The organism is Kluyvera fluvialis (assembly GCF_059725275.1).
This window is the reverse complement of record NZ_AP046142.1, coordinates 421,272-443,729: the sequence shown is the minus strand read 5'-3', so window position 1 is coordinate 443,729 and position 22,458 is coordinate 421,272. Positions and strand designations below refer to the sequence as shown.

The 22,458-nt window shown below is 53.5% G+C and carries 29 protein-coding genes; 4 read left to right on the top strand and 25 right to left on the bottom strand.

Features of this window, described 5'->3' with window-relative positions:
- Nucleotide 1 precedes the first annotated feature (1 nt).
- The 4 genes from rplW to rpsJ are packed head-to-tail and all read right to left on the bottom strand — an operon-like array spanning nucleotide 2 to nucleotide 1,890.
- Nucleotides 2-304 carry a 50S ribosomal protein L23 gene (gene rplW / locus AC6I4B_RS02090; RefSeq protein ID WP_000617546.1) on the bottom strand — a complete coding sequence of 101 codons (303 nt, stop codon included), beginning with the start codon at nucleotides 302-304 and terminating at the stop codon, nucleotides 2-4.
- Nucleotides 301-906 (bottom strand): 50S ribosomal protein L4, encoded by a 606-nt coding sequence (gene rplD / locus AC6I4B_RS02085; protein WP_000424395.1) that lies wholly within the window; start codon nucleotides 904-906, stop codon nucleotides 301-303. The genes rplW and rplD overlap by 4 nt, the downstream gene beginning before the upstream one ends.
- 10 nt (nucleotides 907-916) lie before the next feature.
- The gene (gene rplC / locus AC6I4B_RS02080) at nucleotides 917-1,546 is read right to left on the bottom strand and encodes a 50S ribosomal protein L3 (RefSeq protein ID WP_332696875.1); all 630 of its coding nucleotides are present in this window, start codon (nucleotides 1,544-1,546) and stop codon (nucleotides 917-919) included.
- Between the two features lie 32 nt (nucleotides 1,547-1,578).
- Entirely contained in the window at nucleotides 1,579-1,890 is a 312-nt protein-coding gene (gene rpsJ / locus AC6I4B_RS02075) for a 30S ribosomal protein S10 (RefSeq protein WP_001181005.1), read from the bottom strand.
- A gap of 383 nt (nucleotides 1,891-2,273) precedes the next feature.
- On the opposite strand from rpsJ, the gene AC6I4B_RS02070 reads away from it, so the two are divergent.
- Nucleotides 2,274-2,747 (top strand): prepilin peptidase, encoded by a 474-nt coding sequence (locus AC6I4B_RS02070; RefSeq protein WP_497772318.1) that lies wholly within the window; start codon nucleotides 2,274-2,276, stop codon nucleotides 2,745-2,747.
- Here AC6I4B_RS02070 and bfr read toward each other — a convergent pair.
- From bfr to fkpA, 11 genes are all read right to left on the bottom strand, one after another.
- Nucleotides 2,731-3,207 carry a bacterioferritin gene (gene bfr / locus AC6I4B_RS02065; protein ID WP_497769213.1) on the bottom strand — a complete coding sequence of 159 codons (477 nt, stop codon included), beginning with the start codon at nucleotides 3,205-3,207 and terminating at the stop codon, nucleotides 2,731-2,733. The genes AC6I4B_RS02070 and bfr overlap by 17 nt on opposite strands.
- Nucleotides 3,208-3,279: 72 nt before the next feature.
- Nucleotides 3,280-3,474, bottom strand: a complete 195-nt coding sequence (gene bfd, locus AC6I4B_RS02060; RefSeq protein ID WP_035894970.1) for a bacterioferritin-associated ferredoxin — start codon at nucleotides 3,472-3,474, stop codon at nucleotides 3,280-3,282.
- Between the two features lie 182 nt (nucleotides 3,475-3,656).
- A complete protein-coding gene (gene tuf, locus AC6I4B_RS02055; protein ID WP_003031109.1) occupies nucleotides 3,657-4,841 on the bottom strand; it encodes an elongation factor Tu in 1,185 nt (394 codons plus the stop codon).
- A 70-nt stretch (nucleotides 4,842-4,911) separates the two neighbouring features.
- Nucleotides 4,912-7,026, bottom strand: a complete 2,115-nt coding sequence (fusA, locus tag AC6I4B_RS02050) for an elongation factor G (protein WP_497769210.1) — start codon at nucleotides 7,024-7,026, stop codon at nucleotides 4,912-4,914.
- A 96-nt stretch (nucleotides 7,027-7,122) separates the two neighbouring features.
- Nucleotides 7,123-7,593: a 30S ribosomal protein S7 gene (rpsG, locus tag AC6I4B_RS02045; RefSeq protein WP_013364441.1), complete on the bottom strand. Its 471-nt coding sequence runs from the start codon at nucleotides 7,591-7,593 to the stop codon at nucleotides 7,123-7,125.
- A 95-nt stretch (nucleotides 7,594-7,688) separates the two neighbouring features.
- Nucleotides 7,689-8,063 (bottom strand): 30S ribosomal protein S12, encoded by a 375-nt coding sequence (gene rpsL, locus AC6I4B_RS02040; protein WP_000246815.1) that lies wholly within the window; start codon nucleotides 8,061-8,063, stop codon nucleotides 7,689-7,691.
- A 123-nt stretch (nucleotides 8,064-8,186) separates the two neighbouring features.
- Nucleotides 8,187-8,474, bottom strand: a complete 288-nt coding sequence (tusB, locus tag AC6I4B_RS02035; RefSeq protein WP_497769120.1) for a sulfurtransferase complex subunit TusB — start codon at nucleotides 8,472-8,474, stop codon at nucleotides 8,187-8,189.
- A gap of 7 nt (nucleotides 8,475-8,481) precedes the next feature.
- A complete protein-coding gene (gene tusC, locus AC6I4B_RS02030; RefSeq protein ID WP_497769118.1) occupies nucleotides 8,482-8,841 on the bottom strand; it encodes a sulfurtransferase complex subunit TusC in 360 nt (119 codons plus the stop codon).
- Nucleotides 8,841-9,227, bottom strand: a complete 387-nt coding sequence (gene tusD / locus AC6I4B_RS02025; protein WP_497769117.1) for a sulfurtransferase complex subunit TusD — start codon at nucleotides 9,225-9,227, stop codon at nucleotides 8,841-8,843. Before tusD ends, tusC begins: the two co-directional genes overlap by 1 nt.
- Complete coding sequence (locus tag AC6I4B_RS02020) at nucleotides 9,227-9,949, bottom strand: helix-turn-helix transcriptional regulator (protein ID WP_213749766.1); 723 nt, start codon at nucleotides 9,947-9,949, stop codon at nucleotides 9,227-9,229. The genes tusD and AC6I4B_RS02020 overlap by 1 nt, the downstream gene beginning before the upstream one ends.
- Before the next feature lie 165 nt (nucleotides 9,950-10,114).
- Nucleotides 10,115-10,936, bottom strand: a complete 822-nt coding sequence (gene fkpA / locus AC6I4B_RS02015; RefSeq protein ID WP_497769115.1) for an FKBP-type peptidyl-prolyl cis-trans isomerase — start codon at nucleotides 10,934-10,936, stop codon at nucleotides 10,115-10,117.
- A 231-nt stretch (nucleotides 10,937-11,167) separates the two neighbouring features.
- Here fkpA and AC6I4B_RS02010 point away from each other — a divergent pair, with 231 nt between their 5' ends.
- Entirely contained in the window at nucleotides 11,168-11,386 is a 219-nt protein-coding gene (locus tag AC6I4B_RS02010) for a protein SlyX (protein ID WP_106925167.1), read from the top strand.
- A 111-nt stretch (nucleotides 11,387-11,497) separates the two neighbouring features.
- Here AC6I4B_RS02010 and slyD read toward each other — a convergent pair whose 3' ends face one another.
- From slyD to kefG, 4 genes are all read right to left on the bottom strand, one after another.
- Nucleotides 11,498-12,094 (bottom strand): peptidylprolyl isomerase, encoded by a 597-nt coding sequence (slyD, locus tag AC6I4B_RS02005; RefSeq protein ID WP_497769114.1) that lies wholly within the window; start codon nucleotides 12,092-12,094, stop codon nucleotides 11,498-11,500.
- 95 nt (nucleotides 12,095-12,189) lie between these two features.
- Nucleotides 12,190-12,390, bottom strand: a complete 201-nt coding sequence (locus tag AC6I4B_RS02000) for a YheV family putative zinc ribbon protein (protein ID WP_497769112.1) — start codon at nucleotides 12,388-12,390, stop codon at nucleotides 12,190-12,192.
- 10 nt (nucleotides 12,391-12,400) lie between these two features.
- Entirely contained in the window at nucleotides 12,401-14,206 is a 1,806-nt protein-coding gene (gene kefB, locus AC6I4B_RS01995) for a glutathione-regulated potassium-efflux system protein KefB (RefSeq protein ID WP_497769110.1), read from the bottom strand.
- On the bottom strand, nucleotides 14,206-14,760 hold the full coding sequence (gene kefG, locus AC6I4B_RS01990; protein WP_497769109.1) for a glutathione-regulated potassium-efflux system ancillary protein KefG: 555 nt from the start codon (nucleotides 14,758-14,760) through the stop codon (nucleotides 14,206-14,208). Before kefG ends, kefB begins: the two co-directional genes overlap by 1 nt.
- Nucleotides 14,761-14,930: 170 nt before the next feature.
- On the opposite strand from kefG, the gene AC6I4B_RS01985 reads away from it, so the two are divergent.
- Both AC6I4B_RS01985 and AC6I4B_RS01980 read left to right on the top strand, forming a co-directional pair.
- Nucleotides 14,931-16,835: an ABC transporter ATP-binding protein gene (locus AC6I4B_RS01985; protein WP_497769107.1), complete on the top strand. Its 1,905-nt coding sequence runs from the start codon at nucleotides 14,931-14,933 to the stop codon at nucleotides 16,833-16,835.
- A 17-nt stretch (nucleotides 16,836-16,852) separates the two neighbouring features.
- Nucleotides 16,853-17,785: a LysR family transcriptional regulator gene (locus AC6I4B_RS01980; protein WP_497769106.1), complete on the top strand. Its 933-nt coding sequence runs from the start codon at nucleotides 16,853-16,855 to the stop codon at nucleotides 17,783-17,785.
- A gap of 86 nt (nucleotides 17,786-17,871) precedes the next feature.
- Here AC6I4B_RS01980 and mdcH read toward each other — a convergent pair whose 3' ends face one another.
- The 6 genes from mdcH to mdcC form a co-directional block, all read right to left on the bottom strand.
- Nucleotides 17,872-18,768 carry a malonate decarboxylase subunit epsilon gene (gene mdcH, locus AC6I4B_RS01975; protein ID WP_497769104.1) on the bottom strand — a complete coding sequence of 299 codons (897 nt, stop codon included), beginning with the start codon at nucleotides 18,766-18,768 and terminating at the stop codon, nucleotides 17,872-17,874.
- Nucleotides 18,769-19,386 carry a malonate decarboxylase holo-ACP synthase gene (locus AC6I4B_RS01970; RefSeq protein WP_497769103.1) on the bottom strand — a complete coding sequence of 206 codons (618 nt, stop codon included), beginning with the start codon at nucleotides 19,384-19,386 and terminating at the stop codon, nucleotides 18,769-18,771. It lies immediately after the preceding gene.
- A gap of 3 nt (nucleotides 19,387-19,389) precedes the next feature.
- The gene (locus AC6I4B_RS01965; protein ID WP_497769101.1) at nucleotides 19,390-20,349 is read right to left on the bottom strand and encodes an AEC family transporter; all 960 of its coding nucleotides are present in this window, start codon (nucleotides 20,347-20,349) and stop codon (nucleotides 19,390-19,392) included.
- Nucleotides 20,350-20,523: 174 nt separating this feature from the next.
- Entirely contained in the window at nucleotides 20,524-21,324 is an 801-nt protein-coding gene (mdcE, locus tag AC6I4B_RS01960) for a biotin-independent malonate decarboxylase subunit gamma (protein ID WP_497772317.1), read from the bottom strand.
- On the bottom strand, nucleotides 21,324-22,157 hold the full coding sequence (locus tag AC6I4B_RS01955; RefSeq protein ID WP_497769100.1) for a biotin-independent malonate decarboxylase subunit beta: 834 nt from the start codon (nucleotides 22,155-22,157) through the stop codon (nucleotides 21,324-21,326). The genes mdcE and AC6I4B_RS01955 overlap by 1 nt, the downstream gene beginning before the upstream one ends.
- The gene (gene mdcC / locus AC6I4B_RS01950) at nucleotides 22,150-22,449 is read right to left on the bottom strand and encodes a malonate decarboxylase acyl carrier protein (RefSeq protein ID WP_497769098.1); all 300 of its coding nucleotides are present in this window, start codon (nucleotides 22,447-22,449) and stop codon (nucleotides 22,150-22,152) included. Before mdcC ends, AC6I4B_RS01955 begins: the two co-directional genes overlap by 8 nt.
- Nucleotides 22,450-22,458 lie beyond the last annotated feature (9 nt).

Below are 22,458 nucleotides of genomic sequence, written 5' to 3'. Positions count from 1 at the left end.
CTTACTCAGCGCCGCCGACGAAGTCCAGATTCTGGCCTTCCTTCAGGGTGACGTAAGCTTTTTTCCAGTCGCTACGACGACCGATACGCTGTCCGTGACGTTTAACTTTCCCTTTAACTACCAGGGTGTTAACGACTTCGACTTCGACTTCAAACAGTTTCTGCACAGCAGCTTTGATTTCTGCTTTGGTCGCGTCTTTAGCAACTTTGAGAACGATGGTGTTGGTTTTTTCCATCGCAGTAGACGCTTTTTCAGAAACGTGCGGTGCGCGCAGCACCTTCAGCAGACGTTCTTCACGAATCATGCCAGCATCTCCTCAACTTGCTTAACAGCATCAGCAGTCATTACGACTTTGTCGAAGGCGATCAGGCTAACCGGGTCGATACCAGTTGCATCGCGTACGTCAACCTTGTGCAGGTTGCGCGCAGCCAGGAACAGGTTCTCGTCCAGCTCACCGGTGATGATCAGCACATCTTCCAGAGCCATGTCTTTCAGTTTCTGTGCCAGCAGCTTAGTTTTAGGCGCTTCAACAGAGAACTTCTCGACAACGATCAGACGATCCTGACGTACCAGTTCGGACAGAATGCTTTTCAGCGCGCCGCGGTACATCTTTTTGTTAACTTTTTGACTGTGGTCCTGTGGACGCGCAGCGAAGGTCACGCCACCTGAACGCCAGATCGGGCTCTTGATAGAACCTGAACGCGCACGGCCGGTACCTTTCTGGCGCCACGGCTTTTTGCCGGAACCAGTTACTTCAGCACGAGTCTTCTGAGCACGAGTACCCTGACGAGCACCAGCTGCGTAAGCTACAACAACCTGGTGAACCAGCGCTTCGTTGAAATCACGACCGAAGGTAGTTTCGGAAACAGTCAGCGCGCTCTGCGCGTCTTTCAATACTAATTCCATTGCTATCCCCTTACGCCTTCACAGCTGGTTTAACGATCAGGTCGCAGCCGGTTGCACCCGGAACACCACCTTTAACCAGCAGCAGGTTGCGCTCAGCGTCAACGCGTACTACGTCAAGGCTCTGAACAGTGACACGTTCGTTACCCATCTGACCTGCCATTTTCTTGCCTTTGAACACTTTGCCCGGAGTCTGGTTCTGACCGATAGAACCCGGAACGCGGTGAGACAAGGAGTTACCGTGAGTAGCGTCCTGGGTACGGAAGTTCCAGCGCTTAACGGTACCAGCGAAACCTTTACCTTTAGAGGTACCGGTTACGTCAACTTTTTTAACGTCAGCAAACAGTTCAACGCTAATGTTCTGACCAACGGTGTATTCTTCACCATCTGCCAGACGGAACTCCCACAGGCCGCGGCCAGCTTCTACGCCAGCTTTAGCAAAGTGACCAGCTTCCGGCTTAGTTACGCGGTTAGCTTTTTTAGCACCGGTGGTAACCTGAACAGCGCGATAGCCATCGTTAGCCAGATCTTTAACCTGAGTAACGCGGTTTGCTTCAACTTCGATAACGGTTACTGGGATAGATACGCCATCTTCAGTGAAGATGCGGGTCATACCCACTTTTTTACCGACTAAACCAATCATTGTATCAACCTCTCAATCGCTCGATGACCTGATTAACCCAGGCTGATCTGCACGTCTACACCGGCAGCCAGGTCCAGACGCATCAGAGCATCAACGGTTTTTTCAGTTGGCTCAACGATGTCAACCAGACGCTTGTGAGTACGGATCTCGTACTGATCACGCGCGTCTTTGTTGACGTGCGGGGAGATCAGAACGGTGAAACGCTCTTTGCGGGTCGGCAGCGGGATCGGACCACGAACCTGCGCACCAGTGCGCTTGGCAGTCTCGACGATTTCCGCGGTTGATTGATCGATCAGACGATGATCAAACGCTTTCAGGCGGATACGGATTCTTTGGTTCTGCATGAGACCAGAGCTCCAATTATTTTATAGACGAAATAGTTACTCCTCAAACCCATTACGATTGATGGGAGAGTGTAACCGTTCTTACAGAGTTCCCCAATTGGGAACATTGTCTGGTATCGCTTGCGCAGTACCGTTGGTTCATATCGAACCGCTGTCAATATTAGACAAGCCCGCGCATTATACACAAATTACCACATGAAGCAACCCGCGTTTATAAATTAATCACTCTATCTTGCGAATCTCTGCGCAAAGAGCATGCTTACAACTGTAATTTGATGCGATAGCCTGGACGGAGCTTCGCAAATGTTGCCAATCGGCTTTGCGGCCCCACGCCTCTCTAGACACACTACGCTGACACGTTTCTAATCGGTCTTTCTAATATGCTGCTCACCGCCTTCCCTTTCTTTCTCTGCTATACCCTGCTTAATCTTATGCTCAGTTGGCATGACGTGCGTAGCGGACTGTTACCTAACCGCCTTACTTGCCCATTACTCTGGATAGGTTTGTTATTTCAGCTCTGCCTGTATCCAACCCACCTCAATGACGCCGTATGGGGAGCCATTAGTGGCTACGCAGCTTTGGCATTATTATATTGGGGATATAGGGCTATTCGTCATCGGGAAGGGTTAGGCTACGGCGATGTGAAGTATTTTGCAGCATTGGGCGCATGGCACGGTTGGCAGTCACTCCCCTTACTCATCCTGATAGCGACTTCCCTTGCCTGCGCATTTATTACCAGTAAGGCAATCTTCACACGTTCTAAGGTAGAAATAAAAAACCCGCTACCATTTGGCCCATTTCTGGGAGTAGCGGGGTTCATCACGGCGGCAATGCCAGCTGTTAGTCTTCGACTTTGATCTGTGATTGCAGATAATTTTGCAGGCCAATTTTCCCAATCAGATCCAGTTCGGTCTCCAGCCAGTCGATGTGGTGCTCTTCTTCGGCAAGAATCGATATCAGCATATCGCGACTCACATAATCATGAACGCTATCCGCATAAGCAATGGCTTCACGCAAATCCTTCGCGCCTTCCAGTTCCAGCTTCAAATCAGATTGCAGTATCTCTTCGACATCTTCACCGATATGCAGTTTGCCGAGATCCTGTAAGTTTGGGATACCTTCAAGAAATAAAATACGCTCGATATAACGATCGGCATGTTTCATTTCATCGATGGACTCGTGATATTCGATATCATTGAGGCGCATCAGGCCCCAGTTTTTGAACATTCTCGCATGGAGAAAGTATTGGTTGATTGCGACAAGCTCGTTTCCCAATAATTTATTGAGATAATTTATAATCTTAACATCACCTTTCATTATATAGACCCTCCGCTTCCACTTATTGAAGCGTAGATCGGGCTACAGGGATGTCAAAAAAAGAAAATCCCGTCAGGCAATCTCTTTGAACTCGGGCATTTGCATTAATTCATCTTCCATCACTTCCCGCGCAGCACGAACACACTTACCACATTGATTTCCAATAGGAATGCATTTCCTTAATTGCTGGAAAGACTGCGGATGAAATTGGCGTACCGCCTGGCGAATTTTTTTATCGCTAACGCCATTACAAAGACAAACGTACATAACCACTCCCGTTCAATTTCTGAACAAAGTGTAAATGAGAATAATTATGATTACAACAGACTAATACAATATGCGCACGAAATAAGACAGCAAATCGTGCGAAAAATAGCAAAGGGGATATTCAGAAAAGCAAAAAGGGCACCGAAGTGCCCTTTTTAAGCTCAAAACTAATTATTAAATAATTAGCTCATTACTTTAGCAACAACGCCCGCACCAACGGTACGGCCGCCTTCACGGATTGCGAAACGCAGACCGTCATCCATCGCGATTGGGTGGATCAGGGTAACAACCATTTTGATGTTGTCGCCCGGCATTACCATCTCTACGCCTTCTGGCAGTTCGATGGTACCAGTCACGTCAGTCGTACGGAAGTAGAACTGTGGACGGTAGCCTTTGAAGAACGGAGTATGACGGCCGCCTTCGTCTTTGGACAGAATGTACACTTCAGATTCGAACTTGGTGTGCGGCTTGATAGAGCCTGGCTTAGCCAGTACCTGACCACGTTCGATTTCTTCACGTTTGATACCACGCAGCAGAACACCTACGTTCTCACCAGCACGGCCTTCGTCCAGCAGTTTGCGGAACATTTCAACGCCAGTACAGGTAGACTTAGCAGTCTCTTTGATACCAACGATTTCAACTTCTTCGCCAACTTTGATGATACCGCGCTCTACACGACCGGTAACAACGGTACCACGACCGGAGATGGAGAATACGTCTTCGATTGGCAGCAGGAACGGCTTGTCAATCGCACGCTCTGGTTCTGGGATGTAAGAATCCAGGAAGCCAGCCAGTTCGATGATTTTTGCTTCCCACTCAGCTTCGCCTTCCAGCGCTTTCAGCGCGGAACCACGAACGATAGGAGTGTCGTCGCCCGGGAAATCGTACTGAGACAGAAGTTCACGAACTTCCATTTCTACCAGTTCCAGCAGCTCTTCGTCATCAACCATGTCACATTTGTTCAGGAACACGATGATGTACGGAACGCCTACCTGACGACCCAGCAGGATGTGCTCACGAGTCTGTGGCATAGGGCCATCAGTCGCAGCAACAACCAGGATAGCGCCATCCATCTGCGCAGCACCGGTGATCATGTTTTTAACATAGTCGGCGTGCCCTGGGCAGTCTACGTGCGCGTAGTGGCGAGTCGGGGTGTCATATTCAACGTGGGAAGTGTTGATGGTGATACCACGAGCTTTTTCTTCTGGTGCGTTATCGATCTGGTCGAATGCACGAGCAGCACCGCCGTAGGTTTTAGCCAGTACGGTGGTGATTGCAGCGGTCAGGGTAGTTTTACCGTGGTCAACGTGGCCGATGGTGCCGACGTTAACGTGCGGTTTTGTACGTTCAAATTTTTCTTTAGACACGGCTATATTCCTTACTATAGTGCTCTCCCCTCTTGGAGAGAGCACGGGACTTAGGTTTTAATCCTGTGGCTTATTTACCACGGGCTTCAATAACGGCCTGAGCAACGTTGTTCGGCGCATCGTCGTACTTCAGGAACTCCATGGAGTAAGAAGCACGGCCTTTGGTCAGAGAACGCAGCTGGGTTGCATATCCGAACATTTCGGACAGCGGAACTTCAGCGTGGATCACAACGCCAGTAACGTTGGATTCCTGACCTTTGAGCATACCACGACGACGGCTCAAGTCACCGATTACGTCACCGGTGTTCTCTTCTGGAGTCTCTACTTCAACCTTCATGATAGGCTCAAGCAGAACTGGTTTCGCTTTCTTAAAGCCATCTTTGAAGGCGATAGAAGCGGCCAGTTTAAACGCCAGCTCAGAGGAGTCAACGTCATGGTAAGAACCGAAGTGCAGACGAACGCCCAGATCAACAACCGGGTAACCAGCCAGAGGACCGGATTTCAGCTGTTCCTGGATGCCTTTATCAACGGCAGGGATGTATTCGCCAGGAATTACACCACCTTTGATGTCGTTGATGAACTCGTAACCTTTAGGGTTAGAGCCCGGCTCCAGTGGGTACATGTCGATAACGACGTGACCGTACTGACCGCGACCACCAGACTGTTTCGCGTGCTTACCTTCGATATCGGTAACTTTCGCGCGAATTGCTTCGCGGTAAGCAACCTGAGGTTTACCGACGTTCGCTTCAACGTTGAATTCACGCTTCATGCGGTCAACGATGATGTCGAGGTGCAGCTCACCCATACCTGCGATAATGGTCTGGTTAGATTCTTCGTCAGTCCATACGCGGAATGACGGGTCTTCTTTAGCCAGACGGCCCAGAGCCAGACCCATTTTTTCCTGGTCAGCTTTGGTTTTCGGTTCTACTGCGATGGAGATTACCGGCTCTGGGAATTCCATACGTTCCAGAATGATTGGCGCATCTGGGTCACACAGGGTGTCACCAGTAGTTACGTCTTTCAGACCGATTGCAGCAGCGATATCGCCCGCGCGAACTTCTTTGATCTCTTCACGTTTGTTAGCGTGCATCTGAACGATACGACCGAAACGCTCACGTGCAGTTTTCACGGAGTTCAGTACGGTATCACCAGAGTTAACCACACCGGAGTACACGCGGAAGAAGGTCAGGTTACCTACGAACGGGTCGGTAGCGATTTTGAACGCCAGAGCAGCAAACGGCTCGTCATCACTTGCGTGACGCTCAGCCGGAGTGTCTTTACCGTCGTCCAGGATACCGTTGATCGCAGGAACGTCTACTGGGGATGGCAGGTAATCAATTACCGCATCCAGCATCGCCTGAACACCTTTGTTCTTGAACGCAGAACCACAGGTTACCAGGATGATTTCGTTGTTCAGAACACGCTGACGCAGAGCTTTTTTGATCTCTTCTTCAGTCAGTTCTTCACCACCCAGGTATTTCTCCATCAGCTCTTCAGATGCTTCCGCTGCGGACTCGATCAGGTTCTGGTGCCATTCTTCGGCCAGTTCCTGCATGTCAGCTGGGATATCTTCATAGGTGAAGGTTACGCCTGCATCAGCTTCGTTCCAGTTGATGGCTTTCATTTTCACCAGGTCAACAACACCGGTGAATGCTTCTTCAGCACCAATTGCCAGCTGCAGCGGAACAGGGTTCGCGCCCAGACGGGTTTTGATCTGACCAACAACTTTCAGGAAGTTCGCACCCATACGGTCCATTTTGTTAACGAACGCGATACGTGGAACTTTATATTTGTTTGCCTGACGCCATACGGTTTCAGACTGTGGCTGAACACCACCAACTGCACAGTAAACCATTACCGCACCGTCAAGAACACGCATGGAACGTTCTACTTCGATAGTGAAGTCAACGTGCCCTGGGGTGTCGATGATGTTTACACGGTGTGGTTCATACTGCTTAGCCATACCAGACCAGAATGCAGTAGTCGCTGCGGAGGTAATGGTAATACCACGCTCCTGCTCCTGCTCCATCCAGTCCATGGTAGCGGCGCCGTCGTGAACTTCACCGATTTTATGGTTTACACCGGTGTAGAACAGAATACGTTCGGTAGTAGTGGTTTTACCGGCGTCGATGTGCGCACTGATACCGATGTTACGGTAGCGCGCGATGGGTGTTGTACGAGCCATTTGATTCCTCGTTTGTCTCTTTAGGCGTTCAGTTAAGTTATCCAGAACGGGCGACTTACCTGAAGCGCCCGCCTGGTGACTAATACTCCGAAGGGATTACCAACGGTAGTGTGCGAACGCCTTGTTGGCTTCTGCCATACGGTGAACGTCTTCACGTTTCTTAACTGCAGTACCTTTGTTGTCTGCAGCATCAGTGAGTTCGTTCGCCAGACGCAGGGCCATGGATTTATCACCGCGTTTACGAGCAGCTTCAACGATCCAACGCATTGCCAGAGCATTACGACGAACCGGACGGACTTCAACTGGAACCTGGTAAGTAGAACCACCTACACGGCGGGACTTAACTTCGACAGTTGGGCGCACGTTTTCGAGCGCAACTTCGAAGGCTTCCAGTTCATTTTTACCAGAACGCTGAGCCAGGGTCTCCAGCGCGCTGTATACGATTGATTCTGCAGTAGATTTTTTACCATCAACCATCAGAATGTTAACAAATTTAGCCAGCAGTTCTGATCCGAACTTAGGATCCGGCAGGATTTTACGCTGACCAATGACGCGACGACGTGGCATGGAAATACTCCGTTGTTAATTCAGGATTGTCCAAAACTCAAAGAGTTTAGTTTGACATTAATTTAAAACGTTTGGCCTTACTTAACGGAGAACCATTAAGCCTTAGGACGCTTCACGCCGTACTTGGAGCGTGCTTGCTTACGGTCTTTAACGCCGGAGCAGTCAAGCGCACCACGAACGGTGTGGTAACGAACACCCGGAAGGTCTTTAACACGACCGCCACGGATCAGGATCACGGAGTGCTCCTGCAGGTTGTGACCTTCACCACCGATGTAGGAGGTAACTTCGAAACCGTTGGTCAGACGCACACGGCAAACTTTACGCAGTGCGGAGTTCGGTTTTTTAGGAGTGGTAGTATATACACGAGTACATACGCCACGTTTCTGCGGGCATGCTTCCAGCGCAGGCACGTTGCTCTTTGCAACTTTGCGTGCGCGTGGTTTGCGTACCAGCTGGTTAACTGTTGCCATTAAATAGCTCCTGGTTTTAGCTTTTGCTTCGTAAACACGTAATAAATCGCCTCATATAATATGAGGACGCGAAATTTTAGGGCTATGCCGAAAGGGTGTCAAGAAATATACAACAGTCTTACATTACCAGGCCATTTGAGCTGGGTGTTTTACCGTTAACCTGACGAAGTCAGTATAGCTGACCACGATGACATCGCTCGAAATTTGAGCACAAAGACCGCGCGCCTGCACATCTTCATTCAACACATGGATGGATATGGGGGCAGCACGGAGTAATTCAAGGAAGCGGCTATTCTCTAGCGCAGCCAGCACGCCATCGGCGAGCAGCAATAAATCATCACCGTCATCCATCAGGCGCAGCATGGCCGAGATATCGACATGCCAGGGTGAGGTACTGAGCGTATGCAGCATAAGAGTCTCAGAAACGTAAAATCACATCGTAATCATTAAGCCGTTGGCGCAGCGCATCAGGTTCCAGCGGTTCAACATCCATCACCATTGCGGTATCCGTAGTAAGCCCACGTTCACGCAATGACGCCGCACAAATCCAACAGTTCTCGATATCGTAGAGCGCCAGCAGTTTGAAGGTCGCGATGTAATCGCGCGCCAGGATAGCGCCCGGTTGCTGTTGGCTGAGCGGCTGAAACACCCCATCGCCAATGAAAAAGACGCCGAGGTCTTCACTTAATGCCGAGGTGGCGAGCAGCGCATCCAACCCTTCACGCCCGGCGCTACTGCCGTGCGGCGCACTCGCAAAAACAAATGCAACTCGTTTCATCAAAACTGTACCACGCGATCGCAGGTTAACGCCGCTTCCGCCAGCGCGCCTAACCCACTAAGGGAAAAGCCCGATTGCAGATTACTCGCCGCTAGCCCCAAACGGTTAGCTTCCGTCTCATCAGCCACCCCGCGACGCAGCGCTGCCGCCACACAGATATGCAGCGCAATGCCATGCACATCATGCAGCGACTGCCACGCACGCACTAAATCAAACTCATCGCTCGCCGGAGAGGTCAACTGATTGGCGTTATAGACCCCTTCGCGATAGAAAAACACACAGGCTATCTCGTGCCCTTCCGCCAACACCGCTTGCGCAAACTGCAACGCGCTGCTGGCCTGTTGTGTGCCGTACGCGGGGCCTGTCACCATCAAGGCAAAACGCATTACTTATCTTGCCCCAGGAAATCGCCGCTCTTGAACTGGCGAATGTAGAGATAAACGGTGTGCTTGGAGATATTCAGACGGTCAGCCACTTGGTTAATGGCATCTTTAATATCGAAGATTCCCTTCTCGTAAAGGTTAAGCACGATCTGGCGATTTTTAGCGTTATTAGAAACGTTACGATCGGCATTCACCTCTTCGATAGTGAACTCTAGCGTCTGGGTAACCAGATCCTCAACCGAGGAGGCAAAGTTCACCGCAGATCCCACCTCTGGGGTTTCTGGCGGGATAAAGGTGTTCATAATTTGTGAGAACGGCACATCAAGATTCATGTTGATGCACAGCAAGCCGATGACGCGGTGCTCACGGTTGCGAATAGCAATGGTGACGGACTTCATCAGTACGCCGCTTTTGGCGCGAGTAAAATAGCATTTGGAAACGCTGCTATCTGCCCCAGTCATATCATGCAGCATACGTAGCGCAAGATCGGTAATAGGAGAACCGATTTTTCGCCCGGTATGTTCGCCGTTCGCGATACGTATTGCCGAGCATTTCAAATCCTGTAATGAATGCAACACGATTTCGCAGTGGGAACCAATGAGCATCGCCAACCCGTCCACCACCGCTTCGTAGGATTTGAGGATATCGAAGTCAGTTTGATCAAAAGGACGTTGATCCAGTAAATCGAGTTCACTGGTTTCGTTGGTTAAAAGCGACCTGGACATGAAAAAAAGCACTCCTTTTCAGGAGCCTGTCGTTATGTTGTCAGGGCAGGCTCATCACTATTAGGGGCATCTAAAGTAATACAGCGCATAAGGCGCTTTCCAGCATTAATTATACCCTGCGGATAATAAAAAGCCGCCGCCCAGTGGGCGGCGGCTATGATTATCTTATTTTTTGCTGGCGTCTGCCGCTTTCGCAGCCGGTGCAGCTTCAGGCTGCGCTTCCGCTTTCGGAGCCGGTTTGATGTCTAACAGTTCAACATCAAATACCAGCGTAGAGTTAGCTGGGATACCCGGAACGCCGGTTTTACCGTAAGCCAGGTCTGGTGGGATGACCAGCTGAATTTTGCCGCCTTTCTTCACGTTTTTCAGGCCTTCAGTCCAGCCTGGGATAACGCCGTCCAGACGGAAGGACAGAGGCTCGCCACGGGTGTAAGAGTTATCGAACTCTTTACCGTCGATCAGCGTACCTTTGTAGTTAACCACCACGGTGTCGCTATCTTTCGGCGCTTCACCCGTACCGGCTTTCTCTACTTTGTACAGCAGGCCAGTTTTAGAGGTTTTCACATCTTTCTCTTTGGCGAACTTGTCACGGAAGGCTTTGCCTTTCGCTTCGTTATCCGCAGCGTCTTTTTCCATCTTCGCCTGAGCAGAAGTCTTCACGCGAGTTTCAAACGCTTGCAGAGTTTGTTCGATTTCCTGATCAGAGAGTTTGCTCTTGTCTGCAAATGCATCCTGAACACCGGCGATCAGCTGGTTTTTGTCCAGTTTGATGCCCAGTTTCTCTTGCTCTTTCAGAGAATTTTCCATGTAACGACCCAGCGATGCGCCCAGCGCATAGGCAGATTTCTGGTCGTCATTTTTGAATGCAGATTTGCTGTCAGCAGCCGGAGCAGCTTTCGCGGCGGTGTCAGCAGCAAAGGTCAGCGGCGCATTCAGTGCGACGGCCATCGTAGTTGCCAGAAGCGTTACTTTAAACAGTGATTTCATCCATCTCTCCAGGGCCGGGGCCTCTCGCCCCAATGTTAACTTAATGAGAAGCGTACTATAGAACGTTGTAGAGGAAATCTACATACGCACGCTTCCTATATCGACTCTTTTCAGACTCTTTTTGTTTAAATTAGTTTCCGCTCACGTACAGCAGTGCTGCATAGCGGAAAAAAGTTGCGTAGAATCCGCCGCGTCGGAACGCTTTTGGCGATAACAGTGGAGAGAGACATCATGCAGGAAACGACAATCGAAGCGCGTCTGGCTGAACTTGAAAGCCGACTGGCCTTCCAGGAAATCACCATTGATGACCTCAACCAAACGGTCACCGCCCATGAAATGGAAATGGCAAAACTGCGCGAACATCTGCGCCTGCTGACAGAAAAGCTAAAAGCCAGCCAACCATCCAACATTGCGTCCCAGTCTGAAGAGACGCCACCGCCTCATTATTGAGACGTAAAAAAAGCGGGTTTCCCCGCTTTTTTTGTGCTAATGACGACGTAAACGTCTTATCCGGTCTGCGTCAGGCCGGATAAGCATAGCGCCATCAGGCAATCACAGCGATTAGTGGCAACCGCAACCGCCGTTGCCTTTACCGCCGCCACCGCAGCAGCCTTCGCCGCCGTGCTCGTGACCGTGGTCATGACCGTGACCGCCACAGCAGCCTTCATGGTCGTGATCGTGGTCGTGACCGTGCGCACCGTGAACGTGGCCGTGAGCCAGTTCTTCTTCGGTCGCTTCGCGGATAGCAACAACTTCTACGTTGAATTTCAGGTTCTGGCCAGCCAGCATGTGGTTGCCATCAACAACGACGTGGTCGTCTTCAACTGCGGTAATTTCTACTGGTACTGGGCCCTGGTCGGTTTCCGCCAGGAAGCGCATACCTACCTGCAATTCGTCAACGCCCATGAACACGTCTTTAGGAACGCGTTGCACCAGGTTTTCGTCATACTGGCCGTAAGCATCGTTCGCGCCTACAGCAACATCGAATTTATCGCCAACTTCATGACCATCCAGCGCCGTTTCCAGGCCAGAGATCAGGGAACCGTGACCATGCAGGTAGTCCAGCGGAGCACTTACCGGAGACTCATCAACCAACACACCGTCTTCTGTACGTACCTGATAGGCCAGGCTAACCACCAGGTCTTTTGCTACTTTCATGATATCTCCTGAGCATGGGAATATTTAGTGGCGCAGATTGTAGCGGAATTCTGCACCCGTGTACCAATAAGCTTAAAAAAAGACTGCACGGATCGCTACTCGGGATGAAAAATCCCGATAACTTGTTCATCTTTGCGCACGTGTTCGCGAACTTCTTTATCGGCTTCCCGCATTTGGTGCCCGCACTTAACGCATTCAACAATATCAATATTATTTTCGCGCCACATCGCCATAGAGTCCTGCGCCTGACACGACGGGCATTTTGCGCCCGCGATAAAACGTTTACGTACCGCCATGCTTCACCTTCTATTCAAATTCGTCCCAACCATCCAGCTGCCGTCGCTCTTGTTGCATTTCACGCTGGAAAATCTCCTCCAGCTCGCGTCGCGCTTCCCGCACGCGCGAAATTTGTTGGGTATCACTGTGCACCGGCATCAGCTCGCGCAGCATCCGCATATCTAACCGACGAAAATGCAGTTGCGCGCGCTGCGCTTGATGAGGATGCATCCCGGTGGAAATTAGCGCCTTACGCCCCAGCTCCAGCGCACTGGAGAAGGTTTCACGGGAAAACTGTAGCACGCCTGCCTGCAACAGTTCGTGCGCCTCCACACGCCCTCGTGCTCGCGCCATAATATGCAGATGAGGAAAGTGCTGCTGGCATATTTCCACCAGCTTCATGGTGTCTTCCGGTTCATTACAGGTGATAACGATTGACTGCGCCTGCTCGGCTCCAGCGGAGCGCAACAGTTCAACCTGCGTCGCATCGCCGTAGTAAACCTTGTAGCCATATTTACGCATCAGGTTCACCGCGCTGATATCGCGCTCCAGCACCGTAATACGCAGCTTATTGGCCATCAGCAATCGGCCTATCACCTGGCCAAAACGGCCAAAGCCGACCACGATAACCTGCGGCTTATCATCCTCAACCCACGGCGCTTCATCTGTTTCTTCCGTGCCGTTAAAGCGTCGCGAGAGCCGCCAGTCCACCACTTTCATCAGCAGCGGCGTGGTCATCATTGAGAGCGTCACCGTCACCAACAGCAGCGACATCTGGTCGCCTTTAAAGACTTTCAGCGACGAGGCAGCCGAAAAAAGGACAAAAGCAAACTCACCGCCCTGGCTTAGCACCCCAGCAAACTGCATCCGCTCGGAGCTGCGTAAACCGTGTAATCGCGCCAGCAGGTACAGCACCAGTGTTTTCACCGCCACCAGCACCGCCACGCTGCCAATCACCCACAGCAGATGGCTGTAAAGCACACCGAGGTTCAGCGACATCCCGACGGAGATAAAAAACAGCCCCAGTAGCAGCCCTTTAAACGGCTCAATAGCAATTTCCAGTTCATGACGGTATTCACTTTCTGCCAGCAGAACGCCCGCAATAAACGTACCGAGCGCCATCGACAGCCCCAGCGCATCCATAAATAACGCCGAGCCAAGCACCAGCAGCAACGTGGCGGCGGTAAAGACTTCACGCACGCCGGAGCTGGCAATAAAGCGGAACACGGGGCGCAGCAAATAGCGCCCGCCAATCAACATACCGGCAAACGCCAGTACCTTTAAGCCCACGGTTTTCCAGTCAAAATGGTCATCTACCGTACCCGCGAGCAACGGCACTAATGCTAACGCGGGGATCACCGCCAAATCCTGGAACAGCAGCACCGAAAAACCAAGCTGCCCGGATTCACTGCGGCTCATGCTTTTTTCACGCATCAGCTGCAACGCCATCGCGGTGGACGACATCGCGAGGCCTATTCCGCCAATCACCGCCGCTTGCCAGGCGAAATCGGTCAACATCAGCAACCCGCCGAGAATCGCGGCGCTGAGCATCACTTGCGCCGCGCCAATGCCAAAAATGGGGCGGCGTAGTTGCCATAACTTCGCAGGGTTCAGTTCCAGACCGATGATAAACATCAGGAACACCACGCCCAGCTCGGAGAAATGAAGGATCTCGTCAACATCGCTGATAAAGCCCAGCCCCCACGGGCCGATGGCAATCCCCGCGAGCAAATAGCCTAATACCGCGCCAATCCCCAGCCGCGATGCCAATGGCACCGCAGCCACCGCCGCGAAGAGAAACAGCACCCCCGCCAGTAATAAATCAGACCCTTCCATTATCGCCCTCCCGCCATCGTTGGCGCAGCCAGCCAGTCGGCGTAGGCTTTTGCGTGGTTTGCCAGTTCATCGGGCGGCTGACGGCGCGCCCAATAGACGATAATCGGGCTGAGCCAATGCATATGGCACATCGCCGCTGTCAGTTCAAACGGGCGCAGAATATCGCTCATGGGGTAACGGTTAAGGCCGTCGTGTCGGTAAGCGCTTTCCGGTTCACCAGTGGTGATAACACTACGCCAATACTTTCCCGCAAGCTGATTTCCCCCTATCCCGCTGGCAAATCCACGGCTCAACACGCGATCCAGCCACTCTTTTAACAGCGACGGGCAGCTATAAGTGTAGAGCGGATGCTGGAACACAATCACATCGTGTTCGCGCAGCAACGCCTGCTCTCGCGGAATATCGATAAAAAAGTCAGGATAGTGCGCGTAAAGGTCGTGCACCGTGACGTTACTTAACTGCGAAGCCGGTTTAAGCAAAACCCGGTTCGCAACCGAGTCCTGTGATTCCGGATGGGCATAGAGCAGCAATACTTTCGCCGTCTGCGTCATCATTCCCCTCCCGGGCGTCAATCACATCCTCTTTCGGGCTGGTGACACGCAACCTGAATGATTTTGTGTATAGTCATTGTTTTGGGCTACCATTGCGGCCCGGTATTGCGATTCGCTTACCACATTACATTATCACAATGACAATTTAACATAGTCAGAACATACGGCGTCTTATGATTGTTTTCTCCTCGTTACAAATTCGTCGCGGCGTGAATGTCCTGCTGGATAACGCAACGGCCACCATCAACCCTGGGCAGAAAGTGGGCCTGGTGGGGAAAAACGGCTGCGGCAAATCCACGCTGCTTGCGCTCCTGAAAAACGAGATAAGTGCCGATGGCGGCAACTTTACCTACCCCAGCACCTGGCAACTGGCGTGGGTTAATCAGGAAACACCAGCCCTGCCGCGCCCTGCGCTGGACTATGTGATTGACGGTGATCGTGAATTCCGCCAGTTAGAAGCTCAGCTTGACGACGCCAACGAGCGCAACGATGGCCATGCTATCGCCACCGTGCACGGCAAACTGGACGCCATTGATGCGTGGACAATCCGCTCGCGCGCTTCCAGCCTGCTGCACGGTCTGGGCTTCAGCAATGAACAGCTTGAGCGCCCGGTGAGCGACTTTTCCGGCGGCTGGCGTATGCGCCTTAACCTGGCGCAGGCGCTGATTTGCCGCTCCGATCTGCTGCTGCTCGATGAACCGACTAACCACCTCGACCTCGATGCGGTTATCTGGCTGGAAAAATGGCTGAAAAGCTACCAGGGCACGCTGATTCTGATCTCCCATGACCGCGACTTCCTTGATCCGGTAGTGGACAAAATTATTCATATCGAACAGCAGACAATGTTCGAATACACCGGCAACTACAGCTCGTTCGAGCGCCAGCGCGCGACACGTCTGGCACAGCAACAGTCGATGTATGAAAGCCAGCAAGAGCGCGTGGCGCACCTGCAAAGCTATATCGACCGTTTCCGCGCTAAAGCCACCAAAGCGAAACAGGCGCAAAGCCGTATAAAAATGCTGGAGCGTATGGAGCTGATTGCCCCTGCGCACGTAGATAACCCGTTCCACTTTAGTTTCCGCGCACCGGAAAGCCTGCCGAATCCACTGTTGAAAATGGAAAAAGTCAGCGCGGGCTATGGCGATCGCACCATTCTGGACTCGATCAAACTGAACCTGGTGCCCGGTTCGCGCATTGGGCTGCTGGGGCGTAACGGAGCCGGTAAATCGACGCTGATTAAACTACTCGCTGGCGAGCTGGAACCGCTGCACGGCGAAATTGGTCTGGCAAAAGGCATTAAACTCGGTTACTTCGCCCAGCATCAGTTGGAGTTCCTGCGCGCCGATGAATCCCCGTTGCAGCACATGGCTCGAATGGCTCCGCAGGAGCTGGAGCAGAAACTGCGTGATTATTTAGGCGGTTTCGGTTTCCAGGGCGACAAAGTGACCGAACAGACCATGCGTTTTTCCGGCGGCGAAAAAGCGCGTCTGGTGCTCGCGCTGATCGTCTGGCAGCGCCCGAACCTGCTGCTGCTCGATGAACCGACCAACCACCTTGACCTCGATATGCGCCAGGCGCTGACCGAAGCGCTGATCGATTTCGAAGGCGCACTGGTTGTGGTTTCGCACGACCGTCACCTGATTCGCTCCACCACCGATGACCTGTACCTGGTGCACGACAAGAAAGTGGAGCCGTTCGACGGCGACCTGGAAGATTATCAGCAGTGGCTGAGCGACGTGCAAAAGCAGGAAAACCAGGGCGACGAACCGGCGAAAGAGAACGTTAACAGCGCCCAGTCACGCAAAGATCAGAAACGCCGCGAAGCCGAACTGCGCACCCTGACGCAACCGCTGCGTAAAGAGATAGCCCGTCTGGAAAAAGAGATGGAGAAACTCAACGCCCAGTTGGCACAGGCAGAAGAAAAACTGGGCGACAGCGGCCTGTACGACCCAAGCCGTAAAGCGGAAATGACCGAGTGTTTGCAGCTACAAGCCAGTGCTAAATCTGGGCTGGAAGAGGCCGAAATGGCCTGGCTGGACGCACAAGAGCAGCTTGAACAGATGATGCAAAACGACTAACCGCGAAGGGCCGGACGATGAATCTGTCAATCACCGACGACATAACCTTCCGCAAGCTGACCATCTTCATGACGTTTATGGAGAAGGGCAACATCGCCCGTACCGCTGAAGCGCTGAATATCAGCGGCGTCAGCGTGCATCGGGCGCTGCACACGCTGGAAGAGAACGTCCGCTGCCCGCTGTTTGTCCACAAAGGGCGCAATTTAATTGCCCAACCGGCGGCATGGACGCTGCTGGAGTATTGCCAGGAAGTCAGCCAACTGATGACGCGCGGGCTGGAAGAAGCGCGTAAAACCGCTGGCGTCGGTCAGGGCCGTTTGCGCGTGGGTACGCTGTACTCGCTGACGCTGGAAACCGTGCCGCACCTGATTATGGGGATGAAACTGCGCCGCCCTGATCTGGAACTGGATCTCACGATGGGTTCCAATGAGGCGCTGCTGAAGATGCTGGAAGACGGCACGCTGGACGCGATTTTGATTTCCATCTCGGAAAGCGACATCGACCGCAACAGCCTCGAAGTGCTGCCACTGTTTCACGACGATATTTATCTTGCCGCTCCGGCGAGCGCCGTTCTTGATACGTCATCACCCGCCGATCTGCGCGATTACCGCCATCAAAAGTTTGTCTCGCTGGCAGAAGGTTTTGCCACCTACGCCGGTTTTCAGGACGCGTTTCATATCGCGGGGTTTGAGCCGGAAATTGTCACTCGCGTGAATGACATTTTCTCAATGCTCAGCCTAGTGCAGGCGGGTGTCGGTTTTACCCTGATGCCGGGGCGAATGAAGAAGATGTATGAGAATTCCGTGCAGTTGTTAAAGCTGTCGCAGCCGTACCAAATGCAGCAACTTATCGCTATTGTTCTGCCCCGCAACCGCGAGCGTGACCCAAACCTGTTGGCGCTGGCGGCCGAAGGGCGCATGTACGCACGCAGCATTCATTCCGCCGTCTGATTGCCGGATGGCGATGCCAACGCATCTTATCCGGCCTACGGATGATTTGTAGGCCCGATAAGCGTAGCGCCATCGGGCAATCACACTCACATGCGAAGCCGCCGCGCCAAATGTACGGCAACATCGATACCGCTACGCTCCAGCGAAACAGACTCACCTTCCCACGCAGCCTGACGCGTCAGGCAAGTCAACACTCCGCCAGGCGGCATTTCAATCGCCAGCCGGGCTTCGCGCTCATTGGCGGCAATCACCGCCTCTTGCCAGCGCACGGTGCGCGCCATATTCATCGCTAAATCCTCAGCAATCCGTTCCGGTTGCCACAGCACGCGCCCGGTACTGCCACTGAGATACGCGCAGCGGGGGCGGGAAAGCGTCACGCGACTAAACGCCGCCGCCAGCTTTTGCGCGGGTTCCGCCAACAGCGCACAGTGCGACGGCACACTCACCGCCAGCCGATGCACTTTGCTTGCCCCTTTCTCCAGCGCCCGTTTCGCAACATTCGCCATCGCCTCATCGCTACCGGCGATAACAATCTGCGTTTCCGCATTCAGGTTAGCGATATAGGTTCCGCTATCCGTCATCAACGCTTCCACCTGCGGCAACGTCAGCCCCATGATTGCCGTCAGGCCGTAACCCTGCGGGTACGCCTGCTCCATCAAATCGCCACGCAGCGCCACCAGCGTTAATGCATCGCGAAAATCCAGCGCTCCGGCCACCACGGCTGCCGGATAAGCGCCAATCGACAACCCACTGACGATATCAGGCGACACCCCACGGCGCGCTAACTCCCGCGCCCAGGCAACGCCAGCAATCAGCAGCGAAAGCTGCACCGCGCGCGTGTGTTTTAATGATTCGGGGGAATCCAGCGCATCAGCTTCAGCGCCCAGCACATCCCGCGCCTGTGCGAACTCCGTTCCCGGAAGGAGGCGCAACATCCCTGGATGCTGCGTTCCCTGCCCCGGAAAGGTAAACAGAATTTTCATTTACGCCTCCCTACTCCACGGGTCGCGCACCAGGCGCGGCCCCTGCGATGTTTTCAACAACGCTTTGCCGTCGCGCAGCCATTCATTGAGCGCAAACGCGCCGTAGGGCGTTTCAACCTGGGTATCTGCCCGGCATAACCCGCCCGCAAGCTGTTGCTGCCACTTTGCCAGCCATTGCGTTGATAACGGCTGCGGCGCGCGAATCAGCAAATCCAAATCACTGGCGGCATGAATCACCGGAATCCCCGTCGCCAGCGCGTAACCTGTACTGCCGGTAATTCCCCACCGCCACGGCCACGTCTGTTGCGCCAACAGCACAGCCACCTGAACCGGCGGCTGAGAAACAAACGGCGAGCGCAGTAGCGCTAATGGCTCAACCAGCGATTCCGGCGTACAGACGCGAGCAACCGCGCTGGCTTTCGCCCACCCCGCCGCACGCTGGTCGCGCTTCATTCCACGCACCCCGACGGGTATGCGCCCCTTCGCGTCCACATCACGCCGCACCACCACAGGCAGGCCGGTATGCCAAACGTCATCCACCCAGGATTCTGTAATCCCTTCCAGCGCGTCTCGCGCGGTGAGCCAGATAAGGTCGTGCGGGCGTAATGTGGCGGTCATGATTTACATTCCTGAAGTCAGTGAGATAAACAGTGGCAACGACAGGATACACAGGACGGAGCTTAACAACAGCACGGCTTCCGCATCCGGCGACTGCACGCCAAAGCGGTTACCGAACACCACGCCGAAGAAACCGGCAGACAGCGCAATCATCAGAATGGCAGTAATCGCCACCGAGCCTTGCAGGCCGAAAATCAGCACAATACCCCAGGCAATCGCAGGTTGAATCAGCAGTTTGGCGATAGTCGAAGTGATCACCATCGTGTTGATTTGCAGTTTACGCGCAGAAAGGATCACCCCAGTCAGGAACAGCGCCGCCGCCGTTGCCGCCAGCCCCAGCGGTTTAATCGCCGCCAGCACCAGTTCCGGCATTTTGATACCAATCGCCGAGAGGATAACCCCCAGCAGCGACCCCATCACGATCGGTTTCTTAATCGAGCGCCACATCAGCACTGGCAGCATCGAAAGCGTAGAACCTGAATTACCGCCTTCCGCACGCGCTTTTTCACGCTCCAGAATCAACAGGCAGAACGGCGTCATCAGCACAGAACCACAGGCAATAGAAACAGCAACGGAGAGTGAGGTTGATGGGCCTTCACCCAGTACGCTGCCCAGAATAGGCAGGCCGAGCGCCGCATAGTTTGGCAGGGCGACCGTCAGCGTCAGCACGGCGGCATCCTGCGGGGATTTTTTGAATACGCCAGTTGCGAGGAAATAAATCGCGGCGTAGGTAATCCACATTGCCAGCGTCAGCACCAGAATCAGCGGCGACTGCGCCACGATACCCACCCACGGAGTTTGTACTGTGGCACTAAACAATGCGGCGGGCAGAGCAAAGTCCATAACAAAGATATTGAGCAGGGAGACGTTTTTGTTATCCACCATTTTGGCCTTACCGGCCCAAAATCCCAGCAGCATAATGACGAAAATCGGAGCAAGAGCATGAACAATTACGTAAGTCATATTTCACCTGTAATCTAAAAAAGAAAACCACTTCGCCATTCAGGCCGTCTTGATGCCGCCAGAATGACGTTGTGCTTTAGCACTGGCGCGATGATTATTATTTTTCAGATGCAGTAACCCGCGTGGGCGTAGCGGCTACGCCCACGGTCGTGCATCCGGCAGGTCTTTTTTTACTTACCAGCTAGCTCGCATACGTTCGCGTACGAGAGCAGAGCTGCGGCGGTTGTCAGCACCCAGACGGTTTTTCAGCGTTGTGTCCTGACGAGCATCGTTGATCGCCTGTTGCAGTGTGGTTGTCACCTGCGCCAGATCGTGGCTTGATGGCGCATCTGGGTTGCTGATATCCAGCAGGTTGGCAAGCAGCCCCAGCGTGGCGTAGTTACTGATGTCGTAGGCCATCGGCGGGATCGTCGCCGCCAGTTTTTCCAGCGCCTCGACGGTACGCAGCGTAATGCGCGCCGCAGATTCTTTGCCCATCGCGTGAATCAGCACCCCTTTGTCGTTGAAGGCAATCAGGCGGTTAGCCTGGTAGCCGTGCGCCAGGAATGCGCCGGACATCGCTTTACCGACGATAAGGCCGATCACCGGATGCCCCGCCAGACGCGCATTGGCATACGCCGCTGCCGCCCCCGCCAGCGCCTGATGAATACCAAAGCCCTCTTCACGGCGACCATAGGCCTGGCTTGGCACATCAATCACCGCAATGATTGGGCGCTTAACGGCTTTATGGGCATCGGCAGCCACGGTTTCACTAACCACTTTTGCCAGCGTCCAGCCTTCCAGCAGCCCCACTTCACCTTGCGCAGCGCGTGGGAAATGGTTGTTGGCATCCGGCACTACGGCGATAAAACGCACCGCTTCGCCGTTAAGTTCGCCGTCAGCCGCCTGCACGGACGGGCAAAGGCCAGCCAGACGTTGAGCATTTGGGGCGAGGGTTTTCAGCCATAATTCGCCACGGCTTATTGAATGACTCATCATTTCACCTCCCGGGCAAAAAGCGCTTTAATCTGTTCGGAATCCGCCTGTTGGCGAGTGTCAAAGTTCGTCAGACGGTTAAGGTAGTCGTCATAATTATCGGTGCGATGTTTCAGCGGGACGCCTTTCGCCAGGGCCTCGTGCATTGCCGCTTTCACCGCATTGATGCCATCACCGACTAACGCATCCACCAACCCGCTTTGATAACGCACTTCGCCACCGGTCATGCTCCAGATAAACGGACGGTCGCGAGAGTCGTACTCCTCAATGCCCGCTTCCTGTTCAATAACCTGCGGGCCGTTCAAGCCCAGACGCGCTTCACGGGTAACAATCAGGTAGCTACACAGCGCCGCCGCGATAGACATCCCGCCAAAGCAACCGACCGTACCGGCAACAATCCCGACGACCGGCGTGTAGCGACGCAGGTCAACAATCGCCGCGTGAATATCAGCAATCGCCGCCAGGCCCAGGTTCGCCTCTTGCAGACGCACGCCGCCGGTTTCCAGGCACAGCACCGCCTGTGTTGGGATGCCGTTGCGGTTATCTTCCGCCGCCAGCTCCAGCGCCGCCGCCATTTTGGCGCCGGACACTTCGCCCATACTGCCGCCCTGGAATGCGCCTTCAATCGCTACAACTACCGCCGGTTTGCCGTTGATAGTCCCTTTCGCGACCACCATGCCATCGTCGGCCTGCGGGACAATGCCCTGCGCGCCCAGCCACGGTGACATCACGCCTTCAAACGGGTCGAGCAGTTCGCGGTAGCTGCCTTCATCCAGCAGCGCGTGCGCACGTTGGCGTGCTTTTAATTCGATAAAACTGCGGTCATCACGCATAGCTCACCTCTTCAAAAACCTGTTCGATACGAATGCGTGCCACGCCGGGCGTTGCACCGAAATCGTGGATAGTCAACGTCCCGCCAGGCAGGCTGCTGACCGTTTGCAGGCGGTTGAACAGCGCTTCCCAACGGCTACGGCTGTTATCGACGGAAGTGGTGATATCAATGGTTAACGTCTGGCTCTGGTCGGCGGTGAATAACACCTCCATATCCCCGGAGCCAACAACGCCTGCCAGCGCTTTGCCGCTTAAGGTGCGGCTGGCCGGTACGGTTAACGTAATGTGTTCCATAACATCCTC